Source organism: Thalassospira xianhensis MCCC 1A02616, from assembly GCF_003326475.1.
Taxonomy (GTDB): Bacteria; Pseudomonadota; Alphaproteobacteria; order Rhodospirillales; family Thalassospiraceae; genus Thalassospira; species Thalassospira xianhensis.
On sequence record NZ_JPWA01000028.1, the window covers coordinates 1 to 16,889 of the forward strand.

A 16,889-nucleotide genomic window follows, 5' to 3' on the forward strand; every position below is an offset into this window, starting at 1 on the left:
TCGTTGCTCGCTCCGGCCACGGCGGCAACCTGCCACCCCGACGTCCAGACAAACCTCGGGTCGCTGCCATTTTCACCAGCAGACGGTCTTCGGGCGTACTGCCCCCAACCTGTCCACCACCGACGGGCCAAAATCCGATGCCGCCACTGCTGCTATTTCTGCCCCATCCGGCAAATCCGGGGTCCTTCCCCGATAAGACGCACCTCTCCCGTCATGACAAATAAGCGTGTTAGAAACGTGTTAGAATTAACGCGGAATACCGCCGTAATGGCTTCGCCATCCGCCGACCCGTATCCTGCGGATTGCCCCGCCACCCTGCCTCAATCTTTGTCCCTGCATCCCGATCACCTCTTTGATCCAGCCCCAAACGCAAAAACCCGCAAAGCGCATCTGGCTTTGCGGGTTTTGGTCCGGGTGCATTTCTCCCGTTGATTTTTCTCTTATGACACAACTAAAAGAACAAATCAAGAACTTTTTCAGGAAATCTGAAAAAGGGGCAGCAAACGACCATCAGCGGCCGTCCTGTATTTTCATGAACGACTATGCGTCGCGCGGCACCCCGTTCGGGTCCTCGCTGCCGCGATGGTATTTGAAGGTGCCGGTCGCAGTTGCGATCACCTCGCCCGCCGCGTTATAGGCCGTGGCTTCGGTAAAGACGATCTTGCGCCCACCGCCCTGTTTACGCCCTTCAACCCGCACCTTGCCGCCGGTTGCCATCCCAATGAAATTTGTCGTCAGTGACAGGGTCAGCGATTTGCGGACATTCCCCGGAACAGCGCAGTAACAGACGGCACAGCCCGACGCCGTATCCATCAGGGTCGCAATCACGCCCCCATGCAGGATGCCCGCCCGATTGCGGTGATGATCCCTGATTTCAAGTTCCACCACGGCACGGTCTTCTTCCCATTCAACAACCTGATAGCCCAGATAAGCCTGAAGCCCGCTACCATGCGCCTGTTCCCAGGCAAGATTGTCATTCACATCACTCATTGCGCCGACCTTTGCGTTAATCCTGTTTGCCAAGCTATAGCAGATAAATCCAACATTTTGGACCATGCGAGTTTGGCAATAGATTGTGCATTGCGATATGAATTAATCATTCAATATCAATGACTTGTTTTTATCGTTCTCCAAACAAGAAGGGGATAGCGGTGAAACGAGAATAGTGAGTTCAGACGGCGTCTGGTACATCTGAAATCACCCCAGACGCAAAGGAACCTAACCATGGCAACGCTTGCACTTAAAGACACCACCACCATCGAACGCGAAGTTCGCGTCAACTGGTTCACCAACCTTGTTCATGCTCTTCAGGTCGCCGTGATCATGAAAGCGTCGAAAGCACGCACCCATGATGAACTGATGACCGAATGGAACAATGCATGGCGTCAGGTCGAGGGCTAATTCGCCCTCTCTGACCCTGCGGGTTTGAGGATTGGCATCCAAAAGATGCTGACAATTCATCGCCCTTGACGGTTTCAACCAAACAACCGAAAACGGTTGAATGCAAAAGTTTGATATCGTCACGATCCGGTTATTTGTCGCCATTGTGCGCGCCGGAAGCATCAATGAAGCCGCCCGGCGCGAACATATCGCGACATCGGCTGTAAGCCGCCGTATCGGCGAACTTGAAGCCATGCTAGGCGTCAAGCTGCTGCGCCGTCTTCCCCGCGGTGTCGAACCGACGGAAGAAGGTGCGATTTTCGCGCGCTACGGCGAAAAGCTTCTGGGTGATCTTAATCACCTGTCAAACGAGCTGCGCGATTTCAACAGCGGCGAAAAGGGCAAGATTTATCTTGCTGCCGTGACCTCGGCGATCCTCACCGGACTGCCTGCTTTTCTGGCCGATTTTCAACGTGATTTCCCCGATGTGACCGTCGATGTGCGTGAACTGACATCGCGTGAGTCATCCGATGCGGTGCGCGAAGGCCGCGCCGATCTGGCGATCATGGCCGATAACGGCCCCTGTCAGGGTTTATCGAACCACGTCTTTTGCGACGATCCGATCTGGGTCGTGACGCCCAAGGGCCATCCGCTGATCCCCGATCCATCCAATCCGGCTCCGGTTACCTTTGCCGAAGCCGCAAAATACGACATCATTTCACTGCATGAAGGCGGCGTGATTGATGACCTGATCAGCGAGGCCGCGGGAAAACTGCATCACGACATGCATCCGCATATCAAGGTCATGCGTTTCGGGTCCTTGCGCCAGATGATCGCAGCCGGACTTGGCATCGGCTTCCTGCGGCAAAGCTCGGTTGCGGGTTACATTGATCACATGAATATTTCCGGTGCACCGATTGCCGACAGCTGGGCCAAACGCCAGTTGCTGATCGTGCATGACGGTGAGGATACCCTGACCAGTTCCGCCAAAATCTTCCGCGACTATCTTCTTAAAAAAGCATCCGAAACCAAGGTCAAACCGGGCCTTGGCTGATCTGATCGTGTCACGTTAAATCAGGCCTGCACCGTTCTCGGCCCGGCTTTTGGCAATCGGGCGATGCAGCCCGTTTGATCGATCAGGCCTCTGACGGACAAACTTTGCCGCCTCCGCCAAAATCAGATCAGGCAATTCCGCCCATTCGCCAATCGGAGCGAGTATTTCAATCGTCTCGCCCGATTGCGCCGCAATCATTTCCGGCAAATCCGTGCAGGCATGCATGCCACCGCCTGCCAGCATCGGCACAATCAGCGCATGCTGGCGCGACCCGATCATTCGCCAGTCCCGCAGTGACGGATCGCCTTCGATATTGCCAATGCAAATCTCGCTTCCTGCGCAGGCGCTGCCAAGTTCCTTGGCAAATCTGACGGTTTCCGGCAGTGGCTCTGTCAGGGTTTTCAGGCCATGCGGCACCAGAAATACCGATGTTTCCGAACCATCCCAGCCACGCTGCGAAACGGCGGCCTGAACATGGCGCGCAACCATGGCCGTAAAGCCCGGCAGATTGATTGCAGGCGGCAGGATAACCGCGCGATCAAGTCCGGCATCACGCAAATTGCGCGGCAACTCATCAAAAACCAGATAACCTTCGCTGAAAAATAACGGAAAGACGATCAGCTCGTCTGCCTCATGATCGCGCTTCAGCTTTGCCAGTTGATCGGGAACCGATGGCGTGCTGCGCATATAGCCATGGCGTACCGGCCCGGCCCAATGATCGCGCACGGCATCCGCCAGCGCCGCCGCAGGATCGCCGCCATTGCCGCTGTTACCATGTGACACCATCATCAGGGTCGGCATGCCAAAACTCGTCATATCATGTACCACCAGGGCCTGATCAAAACCTAATAGCTGATACGTGGACTGCAAGGGTTCGGATTTCCCGCCCCTTCTTTATTGCACCAGATCCCAGTGTGGCTGACCGCCAAAACGCTCGTAAATAAAGTCAACCAAAAGCCGGATACGTGCCGATAATTGTCGGCTGGGCGGATAAAGCAGATACAGAAACAGTTCCGGCGGGCTGTAATCACACAAAACACTGACCAGATTACCACTTTGCAAATCCGGCCCGGCAATGAAGGTTGGCAATAATGCCAGGCCAAGATCGGCAAGTGCCGCATCGCGCAGAACTTCGGCGTTATTACAGCAAAAAACGCCATTCACCTGCACGGAAACCGGCCCGTCCGGTCCATTCATCTTCCAGCTCGAACCGGCTGGCAGGCTGCCGTAATGCAGGCATGGCAAAGTTGCAAGATCACGCGGAGATTCCGGCTCACCATGCTTTCGGATGAAGTCCGGCGAGGCACACAAAACCCGGTTCATCGGAATGATTTCATGATCAATCAGTGCGAGTGTTTCACTGGGCTGGCTGATCCGCACCGTCATGTCATACCCGTCCGCGACCGGGTCAATAAAACGGTCCGATAGGGCAAGTTCAACCCGAATATCCGGATATTGCCGCGCAAAATCAACCAGTGCAGGTCCCAGATGCAGTGTGCCAAATGACATCGGCGCATTGATGCGCATATCGCCCGACGGCGTTTCGCGGTTTTCGCGAATGGCTTCTTCGGCTTCACGCAGATCTGCCATGATGGCCTTGGCCCGATCATAGAAAGCCCGACCGCTTGGCGTAACCGCGACTTGGCGCGTCGTGCGGTTCAGAAGCTGCACCCCCAAATCTTCCTCAAGCGCAATGACCGCCCGATTAACCTGGGACCGTGATTGACCAATCGCACGTGCCGCCGCGGCAAAACTGCCTTCATCAACCACTTTCACAAAAGTTTGCAAACTGCCAAGCTTGTCCATCCGAGGGCCCCGCAATGCCTGAATCTGCCTTATTGTCGCTTATTATGCGACAGTATGCACATTATTACGATAATTGTCACTTTTTGCGAAAAGCGTATTCTGGCTCCAACAAACGACAACCCAGCGATGGAGACCAACATGATTATCAAGATCGAATCTGCCGACCGTGGCCGCGCCCAGTTTGGCTGGCTTGACTCCCATCACACTTTTTCCTTCGGTCACTATTACGATCCGAAACGGATGGGTTGGGGCCCGCTGCGTGTGATTAACGAAGACCGAGTTATCCCCGGTGCAGGTTTTGACACTCATGGCCACAAGGATATGGAAATCATTTCCTATGTGCTTGATGGCGCGCTTGAACACAAAGACAGCCTTGGCACCGGTTCCGTTATCCGCCCGGGCCGCCTGCAGCGCATGACGGCCGGAACGGGTATCCGCCATTCGGAATACAACCATTCGAAAGAAAACCCGGTGCACTTCCTGCAGATTTGGGTCATTCCAGAAGCAGCGAACCTCGAACCGGGTTACGAGGAAAAGGAAATCGCACGTTCCGATACGGGTTCGGGCCTGTCACTGATCGGCAGCCGCACCGGTAGGGATGGATCGATCACCATTCACCAGGATGTTGACCTTTATGTTGCCCATCTGGGTGAAGGGGAAACAGCATCCCATAAAATCGAATCGGGCCGGATTGCCTGGGTTCAGGTGGCGCGCGGCATGCTGAGCGTTAATGGCGAAACCCTGAAAGCTGGCGACGGTGCCGCCATCCGGGACGAAGACGAACTTGTCTTCACCGACGCAATCGAAGCCGAAGCTCTTGTTTTTGACATGGTCGCCTGAACCGGTTTCCCGGTCCGACCCTTCGAAGGAAAATGAATATGTCGTCCCTTGAAAACACCCAACCACGTCCGATTATCCCGGCCCTTGGCAATCTGTGGGCTACCCTTGAACCTCTTTCACCCGTGATCGTTCGCGTCACCACCGGCCTTCTTCTGGTGCCGCACGGTGCCCAGAAACTGTTTGGTGCCTTTGGTGGCTATGGCCTTGAAGGTACCGCTGGCTGGCTTGAAAGCATCGGCTTTGCACCGGGGTTCCTGTTTGCCCTTCTAATCGGGCTTCTGGAATTCGTGGGAGGCCTGATGTTGACCGTGGGTCTTCTGACCCGCCCGGTAGCAGCTGCCGTGATTGTCTTCATGGCTGTTGCTGTCACCATTCACTTGCCCAACGGGTATGCATGGAACAATGCCGGGTTTGAAATGCCGGTCTTCTGGGGCCTGATGGCGCTTTCGGTTCTGATCCGTGGCGGTGGCAAATATTCGATCGATCGCAAGATCGGTGTCGAATTCTGATCCTGCTCACCCTAACGCAACGATCTTCCCCTCTTCCCTGAACAACGACTTTGGGCTGCCTTCACCGGCAGCCCTTTTTGTTTTACTCCCATGATCATATTTACCGGCTTTTGGGTCCGGAAACCGTATCGACAGATAAGGCATTTGTATTGTCAAAACCCTGCAACGCTGTCAGCCTGATGGCAGCCATCAGCTGACCTTTCCTGAGAAGGATGCCGGGATGCCGGAAGACGTTTCGATTATTTTCGTTGATGACGATCCCAATGTGCTTAGCGGACTGCGTCGCCGCATCGCGCCAAAACGGCCAGCTTGGAAACTTCGTTTTTGCACCAGTGGGGCCGAAGCCCTGCGCAATCTCGACCAGCAGGGGGCAGATGTCATTGTTTCGGATATGCAGATGCCCGAAATGGACGGGGCTGAATTATTTCGTACCGTCGCACGAAAATATCCTGATACTGCCCGCATCCTGCTTTCGGGTTATTCCGATGAAAAGGCCATCCAGACCGGCAATGCGGCAACCCATCATTTTCTGATGAAACCTTGCAGCGATCAGGATGTGATCCATGCCATTGAACGCGGTCTGATCCTGCGCAACTATCTGCGTGATCCGCTGCTGATCGATATCCTGTATCGCATGTCGGCCACACTTCTCTGGCCCCCGGTTTTTCAAAGACTTCATACGATCCTGCAACACAAAGGGCAAACCAGCGAAAAAGAGTTGCTGGAACTCAGCCGTAACAATCCCGGCTTCATCGACCTTGCCTGTGAACTTGCACGACGTGAAAAACTTGTTCTGCCAACGGATACGCCCGATATAGTTACCCTAATCGATCTGTTCGGACCGGAAAGCATCAAGGCGTTGTGTGTCATATGGGCTGTACATGGCCAGCAGACCGGTTTCACCTCCGACAGTATCGAACAACCCCTCCATCGCAGCCTCGTTCTAGGGCAGATGTCTGCCGAGATCGCCCGTCTCGACGGCTTGTCTCATGAAATGATCGATATTGTCCGCGCCGCGGCAATTCTTTGCCATGTTGGACTAAACATCATGGAACAGGTGATTCCGGAAAAGGTTGCGGCAAGTCGTGATCATGCAGACCGGGATCACTGCGACATCATCTCAGCAGAAATCGGTTCAATTGGTGTCTCTCATCCCGGTGTTTCGGCCTGCCTTGCTGCGCTCTGGGGTTTCAAGCACCAGATTATCGAAGACATTGCCTTCCATCATCGTCCGGAAGCTGCGCCAACGCAGAATTCCAGATCTTTGCTAATTGTTTATGCCGCACAGCATTTTGCCCGAAAGTTTGGTCGTGACAGCGATGACCGCACATCCAAATATGACCGCGCAGCAAGCTTCATTGCCCGTTGCAATGCCCAACAGAAATGGGCCTCGTGGGAGCAACATTGTGCGTCACTTCGCGAAAGCCTTCCCCTGACAATATGATCCTCATATCGTCGTGCAACAGTGAACCGGCAGGAACAGGAGATGATTTCCATACTGCTTGGCGTCGCAATGTCCCATCAGGACCGAATGTCATAGATTTCATCAATTGCGGCACGATCCCGACATTGATCATGGCCCGCCTGTCGGTTGCCCGGTTTCGGAATACGGATAATAAATTCGGCCCCGTCGCCACTGGCTTCGGACAAGGTCAGATCGCCATTGAAATCATCCTGAATCAGCTTGCGACAAATCGGCAGGCCTTGGCCCGTGCCAACCCCGCGTTCCTTGGTGGTAAAGAAATAATCGAAAATACGGTCACGCAGTTCTTCGGGCACACCGCCGCCATTGTCACGCAAACGAATGAAGACATCCGTCGTATCCGAGATAACATCCAGCCAGATTTTGCCTGGCCGTTTGCCTGATTCCCGAATTGCCTGCGACGCATTGACGATCAGGTTGATCAAGGCCTGTGACAGATGGTTCCGTCGGCCTTCGACTTCCCTGACATCTGTCGCATAGTTTTGTTCAAGTTCAGCGACATGTTTTACCTGGTTGCGCGTCAGGGTTATCGCCGTTTCAATTTCCTCGGCAATGGAAATCCGTTCGACAGAATCAGTCGTCGGATGGGCAAACTTCCGTATACCCCGAACAATTTCCGCAATCCGGTCAAGGCCCTGAATGCTCTCCCTGATTGCAAGCGGGATTTCTTCAGTCAGGAAGTCGATGCGGTCCCGATCAAGTTCAAGACGGACGGTTCCATCTGCATCACCGGTCCGGACTGCCTTAACCACATCGTCAAAACTGTCAGACAGGAATTCAAGATTGTTCTGAAGGTACTGAGCCGGTGTATTGATTTCATGGGCAACACCGCCTGCCAATGTACCCAATGCATGCATTTTGGCATAATCAGCAGCCTCTTCGATGACTTCCTGTTCCTGACGGGCACGCCGCGCATCGACATCTGCGGCAAAGGCACGCTGACGGTGACGAATGACAAACACCGCAAGACCAATCATGACGATCATGCCGGAAAAGAACAGGTAGGACAGGATTTGTATGTCGGTCTTCACGCTGGCGATGTTGTTGGCATTATAGACCGACACAAAGTTGGTCGTACGGACCACCGCCTGCTGCAAAGGATCGTCGATAGGTTCAAGCTCGTCGTGAATGAAATTCAATATAACAGATTGGTTCGATGTCTTGGCGATCATCGCATCGATGCGGGCGATCTTTTCATCAAGTATCGCCAACAAACTTGTTACCTCAGGAATTTGTAAAAGAACCTGAAAGCCCTTGCCCTGTTTGACAAGCAAAATGCGGCTCACAAGGATTTCATATTCCAGAAGAACCTGTTCGAAATCTTCGGTGGCGATTTCATTCTGTACCCGGGCGTATTCGATATATCGCTCGATTTCCAGAAACTGACGCTGAATCTGAAAAACCGCCCATGCAAAATTTTCACGATACGTAAATTTTTCATCTTCGAGCTGTCGCACAATCGCAGTCGAAAAGACGCCGTAAAGAATAATGAACAGCGCCAGTATCGAGAAAATGACACCACTCGAAATTTTTGACAGAAAATGTCTAGTTTTGCCCATCAATCGACTTCACTTGCCAGACGGAATAAGACCAGTAGGTGTCAGTCTGGAAACGAACATCACTGTCATAGGGGAAAACAACCCAGAACGGGCCTTTGTCGCGCACCGACATTTCTGCATCATTCTGCAGATAAACCAGAATGGCGTTGTCATCCCGAAGCACACTGGCCGGAATCATCACGCTGTAATCATTCAATGCGGACACACGTACTGTATCGGCCGTGATCCCATAGGTATCGAGCAGAACATCGAAATCAACACCCCGGAATTTCTGAACACCGTCGGTCCACGGGGTCGAAGTATAAAACTCGGTGTCGGGGAGCTTGCTCAGTTCTTCAAATGACACCGTCGTGGCTTCACCGCCGGTAGTTGAAAGCCTCAATTCACTTTCTGCCTGAGCATTTCCAACCGTAAAGACAATAATCGTCCCTATGGTCATGGCGAATTTAGTGATCGTTTTCATCATCGTAATTGTACTCCGAGACTGGTTTAAACATTGGTCACGGCGTGGTAGCAAAACAATGATCGAGCTTGAAAAAACTGGTCAACCATTTGTATTGCCACACTTGTTCATATCGCAATCTTGCCTGGCACGAGTTCTTCAAGCAGTTGTGGCATACCAAAAAGATATCCCTGCAATTCTTCTACCCCATATTCGCGCAGGCAAAGGGCTGTGGCCTCGTTTTCAACACCGACGGCAATGACCGAGTAGCCGATCTGCCGACATATCTGAACAATCCATGAAACAAACGCGTCGTCACTCCGGTTCCCCATCATTCGGCCAATCAGACCCCGATCAAGTTTAACACCGGCAAAATATTCGTTCCGCAACAACTCGAATGCCCCTTTATCTGCACCAAAGCCGTCAATGAATAACCGCGTCCCGCGCCGGGCCAGAAACTTTGCATTTTTCGCAAAGTTTTCGTCCATCACGTTCAACTGCTTTTCATCTATTTCGAGCTCGATTTCGACACCAAACTCCAGCATCTCATCGATGAAATCCGACACCGAGCAAACAAATCGGTTTTTGCTGATTGAACAGGGATCAATATTCATCGATATTCTGGCACCCGGTCCCAGCGCTTCGCGATAAAGCGGTGCCAGATCAATCATGATCTCCATGACACACATCGTCAGACGGTTCATTACAGGCTGGTTTCGGCAACCTTCGAATATCTGCCCGATATCAAAACGCTTTTGCAAATCAGGCATTCGGCAAAGAACTTCGCCACCGGTTCTCACAAAATCACTTGCACGAACGCGGGGCTGAATCACCGTTGTAAAATCAGCCCGGTCAATCGCCCTACTTACAATGTCGGGCATCGCATTTTCACCATGACCTGCTTTGCACCGGTCTCCGATCGTCCGGGACAAGACCTCTTTGAGGGCCATGGACGAAATCGGTTTTGTCAGAATTTGGCTGACTTTTGCATGCTCTTTTGCTTCGCGCAGTGGTACCGCCGAAACATTTCCCGTCAGCAAAATCCTTGGCACATCCGGAGCACAACGACAGGCCTGTTTCAGGAAATTAATACCATCGACGGTGGGCATTACCAGATCGGCAACGATGACCTGCACCACGGAACGGTTTCTTGACAACCATTCAAGGGCAGCCTCGCCATTGATATATTTGACTAAATTAAAAGTCCCCGACAAGGAACGGCATACCGAAGCCAAAAGGTTTTCATCATCATCCACCATCAAAACGGTAGGCAGATCGGTCGTCGCAACACTCATCAGGGACAACTCCGGCAAAAACAAACCTGCATCACCCGAAAGCTGATTTTACAGCCACCAACTTATACAGGCCTTGATATACCTAAGAATAATGTCAGGATAGACTATCCAATATCCCCATATGTGGAGTGTGAATGACAATGGTGTCAGAGCGTCCCGTCTGCATTGCGTTTGTAGATGACGATGAAAACCTTCTGTCATCGCATCGGCGAAATTTTGCACGCCTTGCTCCGCATTGGCAGGGACTGTATTTCAATGATCCGCAAAAGGCGCTGACTGGCATTCCAGGTATCCCGAATGTAACCGCCGCCATTCTGGACATTCACATGCCAGTCATGACCGGGCTTGAACTGGCAGAAAAGCTCAGAAAACTGCGTGAGGACCTGATCATTGTGATGCTGACGGGTTATGCCGATCTTCAATCAGCCCTTACAGCGGTCAACGAGTTCGGGGTCTTTCGTTTCTATCCAAAACCCACCGCCTTAAAAACGATTCTTGATGGTATCGAGACAGAGATCGCGCGCAGACACGGCGAGAGCCGCGATACAATCCCCGCAGCGTTTCTGGATCTTTTTCATCTGGGACTTATTGCAACCGATGACCGACTTTCGATTTCGCACATGAATGCGCAAGCCGCCGAAATGTTGCGCCGATCACCATCTTTACAGGTCAGTCCTGACAACCGGCTTTTGATCGACAAGGCCCCGGATGATCTGGAACGTTTTCTGCATCCCCTCGCAGGTCGTGTTCCGCCGACGCAGCGCGGATTTTCGATTGATCATGAGCAGGGCGCACTATCGGTTTTCCTGCGCCGGGTACGCAACGGTGGCAATCTTCCGGACAGCTTCGTTTTTATCCTAGTCGAACCGGAACGAATGGGGCCGCCGACAATTGATGATCTGATTGATGTATTTGGCCTAACCCGCTCCGAGGCCAAACTGACACAAAAGCTGGCAGAAGGAATGTCGCTTGATCAGGCCGCAGATTTGGTCGGTATTTCGCTAAGTTCGGCACGGACCTATCTGAAGACTGTGTTTTCAAAAACCGGCGTGAACCGGCAACCACAATTAATTAAAACCGTGCTGTCGACAATTCCCGCCCTTCGCCGTTAGTCCGATTACGTTTGGTCTGATGCCAATCGGAAACGCACCGAGAAAATCGCACCACTGTGATCTTCAGGTTCATCCAGCCGGATACGTGTATCGTGGCGCAATGCGATTTCGCGTACGATCGAAAGGCCAAGACCGCATCCGTCTTCCCCGCTATCCGATACACGATAAAAGCGCTCGAACACATGCTTGCGATGTTCAAGAGGAATACCCGGTCCGTCATCCTCGACGACAAGCTTGACGAATGATGTATTACCTGTCTCGTGTGTTAATCGCACGGTAACGGAACTGCCTTCGGGGCAATAGGTCAGCGCATTGTGGATCAGGTTCTTCAGCAGTTCCTCGATCAGGGTCGCATCTCCCATGATCGGGGCAACTCCGTCCAAACCCTCGTAGCCAAGATCAATACCGCGTTCCAGTGCCTCGGGTACCTTGCTGCCGGTGACCCCACGAGTGATCTCACCCAGATCAATACGGACAAAGGGCCGTCCGGCCAAACCTTCGGGTGCGGACCGCGCAGATGCCAGCAACTGGTTGGCAAGATGGGACGTCTGACGTGTTGATGCTGCCAGCTTTTCCATGACATCATGCAGCTTTTCAGGGTCCTTCTCACGCAGTCCCAACTCTGCCTGGGTACGCAACGCCGCCAATGGGGTCCGCAGCTGATGCGCAGCATCTGCGGTAAACCGCTGCATGGTCGAAAGCGTATTTTCCAAACGTTTCAGCAGATGGTTAATCGCCCCGACAAGATGGCGCACTTCGGTCGGGACATCATGCAGAATTGGTCTCAGGTCCGAAGGAGATCTGCGGTTAAGGGCTTCTTCCAGTCGCGCAAGCGGTTTAAGCCCCTGCCCGATCCCGAACCAGACAATAAGGGCGGCAATCAGGATAAGTCCGAATTGCCGGACAGCCGCACGCGCCAGAATATCCTCGCTCAGGCTTTCGCGTGTTCCAGTGGTTTCGGCGACAAGCACGTGAAAACGTGTCGCCATCCTTGCGCTGGCCACATAACGCGACAGCGCACCAATCCGCACCCGTTCACCGTTATATTCCGCATCGTAAAACACCGGCTCTTCCAAAAGCGGCATCAGTTCCTCGGGAACCGGCGGCAGTTCTTCATAACCGGTGATGAATTCACCTTGGGCGGTACTGACCTGATAAAAAACCCGATCCTGTGCGGAACTCGTCAACATCTCGAGCGCGACATAAGGCACGTCGACCTCGATCTGCCCGCCGATCAGAACCACCCGATCCGCAATCGCCAACGCAGAACTCAGAAGCGCACGGTCAAAAGCCTGATTGGCAGAATGCACTGCATTGCTGCGGACCTCGAACAGCATCAGCGAACTGATCAGAAGCAGCGGGATCAGAAGCCAGATCAGCAAACGTCGACGAAGGGATGCGTTGCGCCATTTCATGTTTTTTTCAACAGGTAACCAAGGCCGCGCACAGTCTGGATTTTGACATCTGCCGTTTCGACACGTTTACGCAATCGACTGATGTAAAGTTCGACCGCATTTGCACTGATGTCGTCCTCGAACCCGGCAAGCTGATCGGTAATCTGTTCCTTGGATAAGACATGCCCAAGCCGCAGCAACAGAATCTCGAGGATATTCAGTTCACGCCTTGGAATTTCGATATCCTCGCCGTCGATCATCGCCCGGCGGGCAACGGTATCATATGTCAGGCGGCCACAGGTAATCCGAGTATTATGCGTACCAGAATGGCGACGCATAAGGGCACGAACACGTGCTTCAAGCTCGACCAGTTCAAACGGCTTTGCCAGATAATCATCCGCGCCAAGATCAAGACCCCGTACACGATCATCAATATCATTGCGTGCCGTCAGGATAAGAACAGCACTTTCCGATCCGCGATGGCGCAATCGACGCAGGATTTCGAGACCATCCATACGAGGGAGATTAAGGTCCAGCACGACAAGGCCGTATTCCTGGGTGCGCAGAATTTCATCGGCCTCTTCGCCATCAGAAATCACATCAACCGCGTAGCCCGACTGCTGCAAAGAGCGGGCGATGCCATCAGCAAGTGCGGCGTGATCTTCTACGACAAGGACTCTCATTGTGTCGGGTCGGGTCCCCTGTTAAACCAGAATGGTCTGGTGCATATTGCCCCAAGGACATGAATTTTCCAGATTTTGCCGGATCGGGAAAGCCTCGATCTCACTATCCGGCGACACACCAGCGGTAATTCAATTAATGAGGGTCTGTAAGCGATGAACCTGCGCAGTACTATCATTATTGCAGTTTTCTGCGCAGCAATTTTCCGCGTTTTGCCGGCATCTGCCGAGCTTTTCATCTTTCCCGCACTGCAAAACACGGCCCCGGGAGACCCCGAACAGCTTTTGTTGTCGGAAAGTCGAACCGTCGTCATTTACGGATCGGCCGATATCGAAGCATTTCGCCCCGCCATTGACGGATTTCAGCAAAGCAACCCGGAAATCCGCGTCGAATATCATCAGCTGCAAACACTGGAGATGTATCACCAGACTCTTGCCGAACACGAAGCAGGAGAACCAAACGCCGATCTGGTGATCAGTTCATCGATGGATTTGCAGATGAAGCTCGCGAATGACGGCTATGCCTTTTCGCATCAAAGCGATCAGACACGCGCATTGCCAAACTGGGCCCGCTGGCGCAACGAAGCATTTGCGGTCACTCAGGAACCGGCCGTGATGGCTTATAACCGCAAATACTTTCGCGAGAACAATCTCGAACCGCCGCGAACACGTAACGATTTCATTCGACTTCTGAACGATCACGATGATCTGCTCAGCGAGAAGGTAACAACCTATGACATTGAACGCAGCGGGGTTGGCTTCCTGTTTCTGGCACGCGATGAACGGTTCTTTTCTGGGATATGGGACTTTGTCCGCACGCTGGGTCAGGCGAAGGTAAAGCTGTATTCCAATACGTCACCAATGCTTGAAAAAATCGCCGATGGCCAGCTTGTACTGGGATACAATTTGCTGGGATCGTATGCAGAAACCTTCAGTCACCGGAACCCCAATCTTGGTGTGATACTGCCCGATGATTTCATCGTTGTTTATTCCCGGATTGCCATCATTCCGCGCGGCGCGCGCAATCCGGAACTCGGTGGCAGGTTCCTTGACTATATCCTATCGATCGAAGGCCAAAGCATCCTTCAGGATGAAGGGAATTTTAACCCCGTCCGTCCCGATGTCCCACCCAGCCCGTTTTCGTCACTGATTTTTGATCGCTATGGTGAACGAGTCCGGTCATTCCCCGTGGGGCCGGGGCTTCTGGTTTATCTGGATCAGGCAAAACGCCAGCGGTTTTTGAGCCGCTGGCAAGATGCGCTGCTTAATCGCCGCTAAGCCCTGATGGCACCGAGCGGCGTTCCGGCCCGTCATAATTCCAGATCAGACGACGCGGAATTGGCCCCTTGTTGCGGCCACCCTGATTGGTTTGTTCCCAGGCATGGGCAAGTATCCCAACCGATCGTGACAGACAGAACAAGCCGCGCGCCAAAGGTGGGGCAAATCCAAGTTCGGCGTATATCACAGCCGTCGCACCATCGATATTCATCGGGATGCGTTTGCCTTTGCGGGCCAGAAGGGTTTCTTCTATCTGGCTGGCAATCTGTCCAAAACGCCCGGAAACAATCCCATCGGCAGCCGCCTTTTCAACAAGCGACAATAAACGCGGTGCACGCGGGTCAAGCGGATGGAAACGATGACCAAATCCCGGAATATGTTTGCCATGTTCGGCAATCTGATGGTCCAGCCCTGCTGCTGTCGCATCGACAAGGTTTTGGCCCCCATCCATGCGCGCCACAATATCATGATAGAGCGCAACAGCCTGTTCGCCCGCCCCACCATGGACATCGCCCAATACGTTGACCGCACTGGCCATGGCATTATTCAAACCAACCCCGCAGGTCGCAGCCATCCGCGCGATTGCAATGCTTGGTGCCTGCGGACCGTGATCGACTGCCGCGACAAGGGCCGCCTCAAGCAAGGCCGCCTGCCCCTTTGATGGCAGCTCCCCGCGCGTCATCAGCCAGATCATCCCGGGAAAGCTGATATTGCCAATCAGGTCCTGAATCGCGTAGCCGCTATAATGGATTTTGCCCGGTTCCATGTCGATGATGGATGTTTTCCACCAGTCGCTGACTTCATTTTCAATGTCTTTTGCGGTTCTATCACTCATAGCACGCCCTCGGCTTTCAGGGTGGCGACCTCCTCGGCGGAAATGCCAAGAATGGCCAGAATTGTTTCGTTGTCCTGTCCCAGAACAGGCGGCGGCGCATCAACCGACGGCGCATCACCATTCATCTTTATTCCGGTACGCAGAATACGAATGTCACGTTCGGCACCTGGGACATCGGTAAAATCAGCAAGCATCCCGCGATCCGCAATTTGTGGCAGTGAAAGGGCCTGCGGCACTGTCAAAACCGCGCCTGCTGGTACGCCAACTGCGTTGAATTCGGATACCCAGTGATCTGTTGGCCGAGTTACGAGCGCACCTTCAAGAAGGTCGCTTAGTACCCTGCGATGCGACAGGCGTTCTGTTCGGGTTACAAAACGCGGATCGGCTTTAAGTTGCGGCAATTCCAAGACATCGCAAACAGCTTCAAACTGTTCCTGCTTGTTTGCTGCAATGTTGATCTTGCCATCCTGTGTACGGAAGGTACCCGACGGCGAGGACGTGAAATTGTCGTTCCCATTGGCTGTCGGTTGTTTTCCGGCAATCAGGAAATTCGACACCACCCACCCCATGGTGGCAATTACGGATTCCAGCATCGAAATATCGATAAAACTGCCCTTGCCTTCATTGCTTCCCATGGCACGCCCGGCAAGTGCCGCAGTGATTGCGTATGCGGCGGTAAGGCCCCCTATCGTGTCAGCCATCGGATATCCGACACGATAGGTTTCCTTATCTTCTTCGCCGGTGATTGTCATAATGCCCGAAAGCCCCTGCACGATCTGGTCATAGGCAGGCAGCTTTTTCATCGGCCCGGTTTGCCCGAAACCCGAAATCGCACAGTAAACCAGCGCCGGATTTACCCTCGACAGCACATCATAGCCAAGCTCAAGCCGGTCCATCACACCGGGTCGGAAGTTTTCGACAACCACATCAGCGTTGGCGACCAGCTTTTTGAGGATTTCCTTACCGCGCGGATCCTTCAGGTTCAGCGTGACGGATCGTTTCCCAGCATTCTGTGCCATGAAGGAAACACCCATCAGCTTTTCATTAAGCTCCTGGTCCGCCCCAAGTTGACGCGCCAAATCGCCGCGCCCCGGTGCTTCGACCTTGATGACATCCGCACCCAGATGGGCCAGTTGATGGCAGCAAAACGGGCCGGCCAAAACGTTGGTCAGATCCAAAACGGTAATACCGGCAAGTGATTTGGTCGTATCCATGGCATTCC

17 protein-coding genes are annotated in these 16,889 nt (G+C 53.2%); 7 read left to right on the forward strand and 10 right to left on the reverse strand.

Features of this window, described 5'->3' with window-relative positions; all coding sequences use genetic code 11:
- Positions 1–540: 540 nt before the first annotated feature.
- Positions 541–990, reverse strand: coding sequence for a PaaI family thioesterase (locus tag TH5_RS18740; protein WP_114123179.1), 450 nt, complete (start codon positions 988–990; stop codon positions 541–543).
- 234 nt (positions 991–1,224) lie between these two features.
- Between TH5_RS18740 and TH5_RS25655 the strand changes: the two genes are divergently transcribed.
- Positions 1,225–1,401, forward strand: a complete 177-nt coding sequence (locus TH5_RS25655) for a hypothetical protein (protein ID WP_156484574.1) — start codon at positions 1,225–1,227, stop codon at positions 1,399–1,401.
- A gap of 100 nt (positions 1,402–1,501) precedes the next feature.
- Entirely contained in the window at positions 1,502–2,434 is a 933-nt protein-coding gene (locus TH5_RS18745; RefSeq protein ID WP_062960474.1) for a LysR family transcriptional regulator, read from the forward strand.
- A gap of 15 nt (positions 2,435–2,449) precedes the next feature.
- On the opposite strand, the gene TH5_RS18750 is transcribed toward TH5_RS18745, so the two are convergent.
- A complete protein-coding gene (locus TH5_RS18750) occupies positions 2,450–3,250 on the reverse strand; it encodes a CbiX/SirB N-terminal domain-containing protein (RefSeq protein ID WP_114123132.1) in 801 nt (266 codons plus the stop codon).
- A gap of 78 nt (positions 3,251–3,328) precedes the next feature.
- Positions 3,329–4,240 (reverse strand): LysR family transcriptional regulator, encoded by a 912-nt coding sequence (locus TH5_RS18755; protein WP_114123133.1) that lies wholly within the window; start codon positions 4,238–4,240, stop codon positions 3,329–3,331.
- Positions 4,241–4,378: 138 nt separating this feature from the next.
- Here TH5_RS18755 and TH5_RS18760 point away from each other — a divergent pair, with 138 nt between their 5' ends.
- The 3 genes from TH5_RS18760 (at position 4,379) to TH5_RS18770 (ending at position 7,033) form a co-directional block, all read left to right on the forward strand.
- Positions 4,379–5,080, forward strand: a complete 702-nt coding sequence (locus tag TH5_RS18760) for a pirin family protein (protein WP_114123180.1) — start codon at positions 4,379–4,381, stop codon at positions 5,078–5,080.
- Positions 5,081–5,118: 38 nt separating this feature from the next.
- The gene (locus TH5_RS18765; RefSeq protein ID WP_114123181.1) at positions 5,119–5,589 is read left to right on the forward strand and encodes a DoxX family protein; all 471 of its coding nucleotides are present in this window, start codon (positions 5,119–5,121) and stop codon (positions 5,587–5,589) included.
- A gap of 220 nt (positions 5,590–5,809) precedes the next feature.
- Positions 5,810–7,033 (forward strand): response regulator, encoded by a 1,224-nt coding sequence (locus TH5_RS18770; protein ID WP_114123134.1) that lies wholly within the window; start codon positions 5,810–5,812, stop codon positions 7,031–7,033.
- Between the two features lie 77 nt (positions 7,034–7,110).
- Here TH5_RS18770 and TH5_RS18775 read toward each other — a convergent pair whose 3' ends face one another.
- The 3 genes from TH5_RS18775 to TH5_RS18785 all read right to left on the reverse strand — a co-directional run bounded on the left by TH5_RS18775 (position 7,111) and on the right by TH5_RS18785 (position 10,368).
- On the reverse strand, positions 7,111–8,631 hold the full coding sequence (locus tag TH5_RS18775) for a sensor histidine kinase (RefSeq protein ID WP_114123135.1): 1,521 nt from the start codon (positions 8,629–8,631) through the stop codon (positions 7,111–7,113).
- Positions 8,618–9,097 carry a putative pterin-binding protein gene (locus TH5_RS18780; protein WP_114123136.1) on the reverse strand — a complete coding sequence of 160 codons (480 nt, stop codon included), beginning with the start codon at positions 9,095–9,097 and terminating at the stop codon, positions 8,618–8,620. The genes TH5_RS18775 and TH5_RS18780 overlap by 14 nt, the downstream gene beginning before the upstream one ends.
- A 104-nt stretch (positions 9,098–9,201) precedes the next feature.
- Entirely contained in the window at positions 9,202–10,368 is a 1,167-nt protein-coding gene (locus TH5_RS18785) for an EAL domain-containing response regulator (RefSeq protein WP_114123137.1), read from the reverse strand.
- Between the two features lie 134 nt (positions 10,369–10,502).
- Here TH5_RS18785 and TH5_RS18790 point away from each other — a divergent pair, with 134 nt between their 5' ends.
- Positions 10,503–11,480, forward strand: a complete 978-nt coding sequence (locus TH5_RS18790; RefSeq protein ID WP_244204975.1) for a DNA-binding response regulator — start codon at positions 10,503–10,505, stop codon at positions 11,478–11,480.
- 5 nt (positions 11,481–11,485) lie between these two features.
- Here the strand turns inward: TH5_RS18790 and TH5_RS18795 are convergent, their stop codons facing one another.
- Together TH5_RS18795 and TH5_RS18800 are read right to left on the reverse strand one after the other, a co-directional pair.
- A complete protein-coding gene (locus TH5_RS18795; RefSeq protein WP_114123138.1) occupies positions 11,486–12,895 on the reverse strand; it encodes a sensor histidine kinase in 1,410 nt (469 codons plus the stop codon).
- Positions 12,892–13,557, reverse strand: a complete 666-nt coding sequence (locus tag TH5_RS18800; RefSeq protein WP_114123139.1) for a response regulator transcription factor — start codon at positions 13,555–13,557, stop codon at positions 12,892–12,894. Before TH5_RS18800 ends, TH5_RS18795 begins: the two co-directional genes overlap by 4 nt.
- Positions 13,558–13,710: 153 nt before the next feature.
- Here TH5_RS18800 and TH5_RS18805 point away from each other — a divergent pair, with 153 nt between their 5' ends.
- Positions 13,711–14,832 (forward strand): ABC transporter substrate-binding protein, encoded by a 1,122-nt coding sequence (locus tag TH5_RS18805; RefSeq protein ID WP_114123140.1) that lies wholly within the window; start codon positions 13,711–13,713, stop codon positions 14,830–14,832.
- Here TH5_RS18805 and TH5_RS18810 read toward each other — a convergent pair.
- Both TH5_RS18810 and TH5_RS18815 read right to left on the reverse strand, forming a co-directional pair.
- On the reverse strand, positions 14,819–15,667 hold the full coding sequence (locus tag TH5_RS18810) for a citryl-CoA lyase (protein WP_114123141.1): 849 nt from the start codon (positions 15,665–15,667) through the stop codon (positions 14,819–14,821). The genes TH5_RS18805 and TH5_RS18810 overlap by 14 nt on opposite strands.
- Positions 15,664–16,881 carry a CaiB/BaiF CoA transferase family protein gene (locus tag TH5_RS18815; RefSeq protein WP_114123142.1) on the reverse strand — a complete coding sequence of 406 codons (1,218 nt, stop codon included), beginning with the start codon at positions 16,879–16,881 and terminating at the stop codon, positions 15,664–15,666. Before TH5_RS18815 ends, TH5_RS18810 begins: the two co-directional genes overlap by 4 nt.
- Positions 16,882–16,889 lie beyond the last annotated feature (8 nt).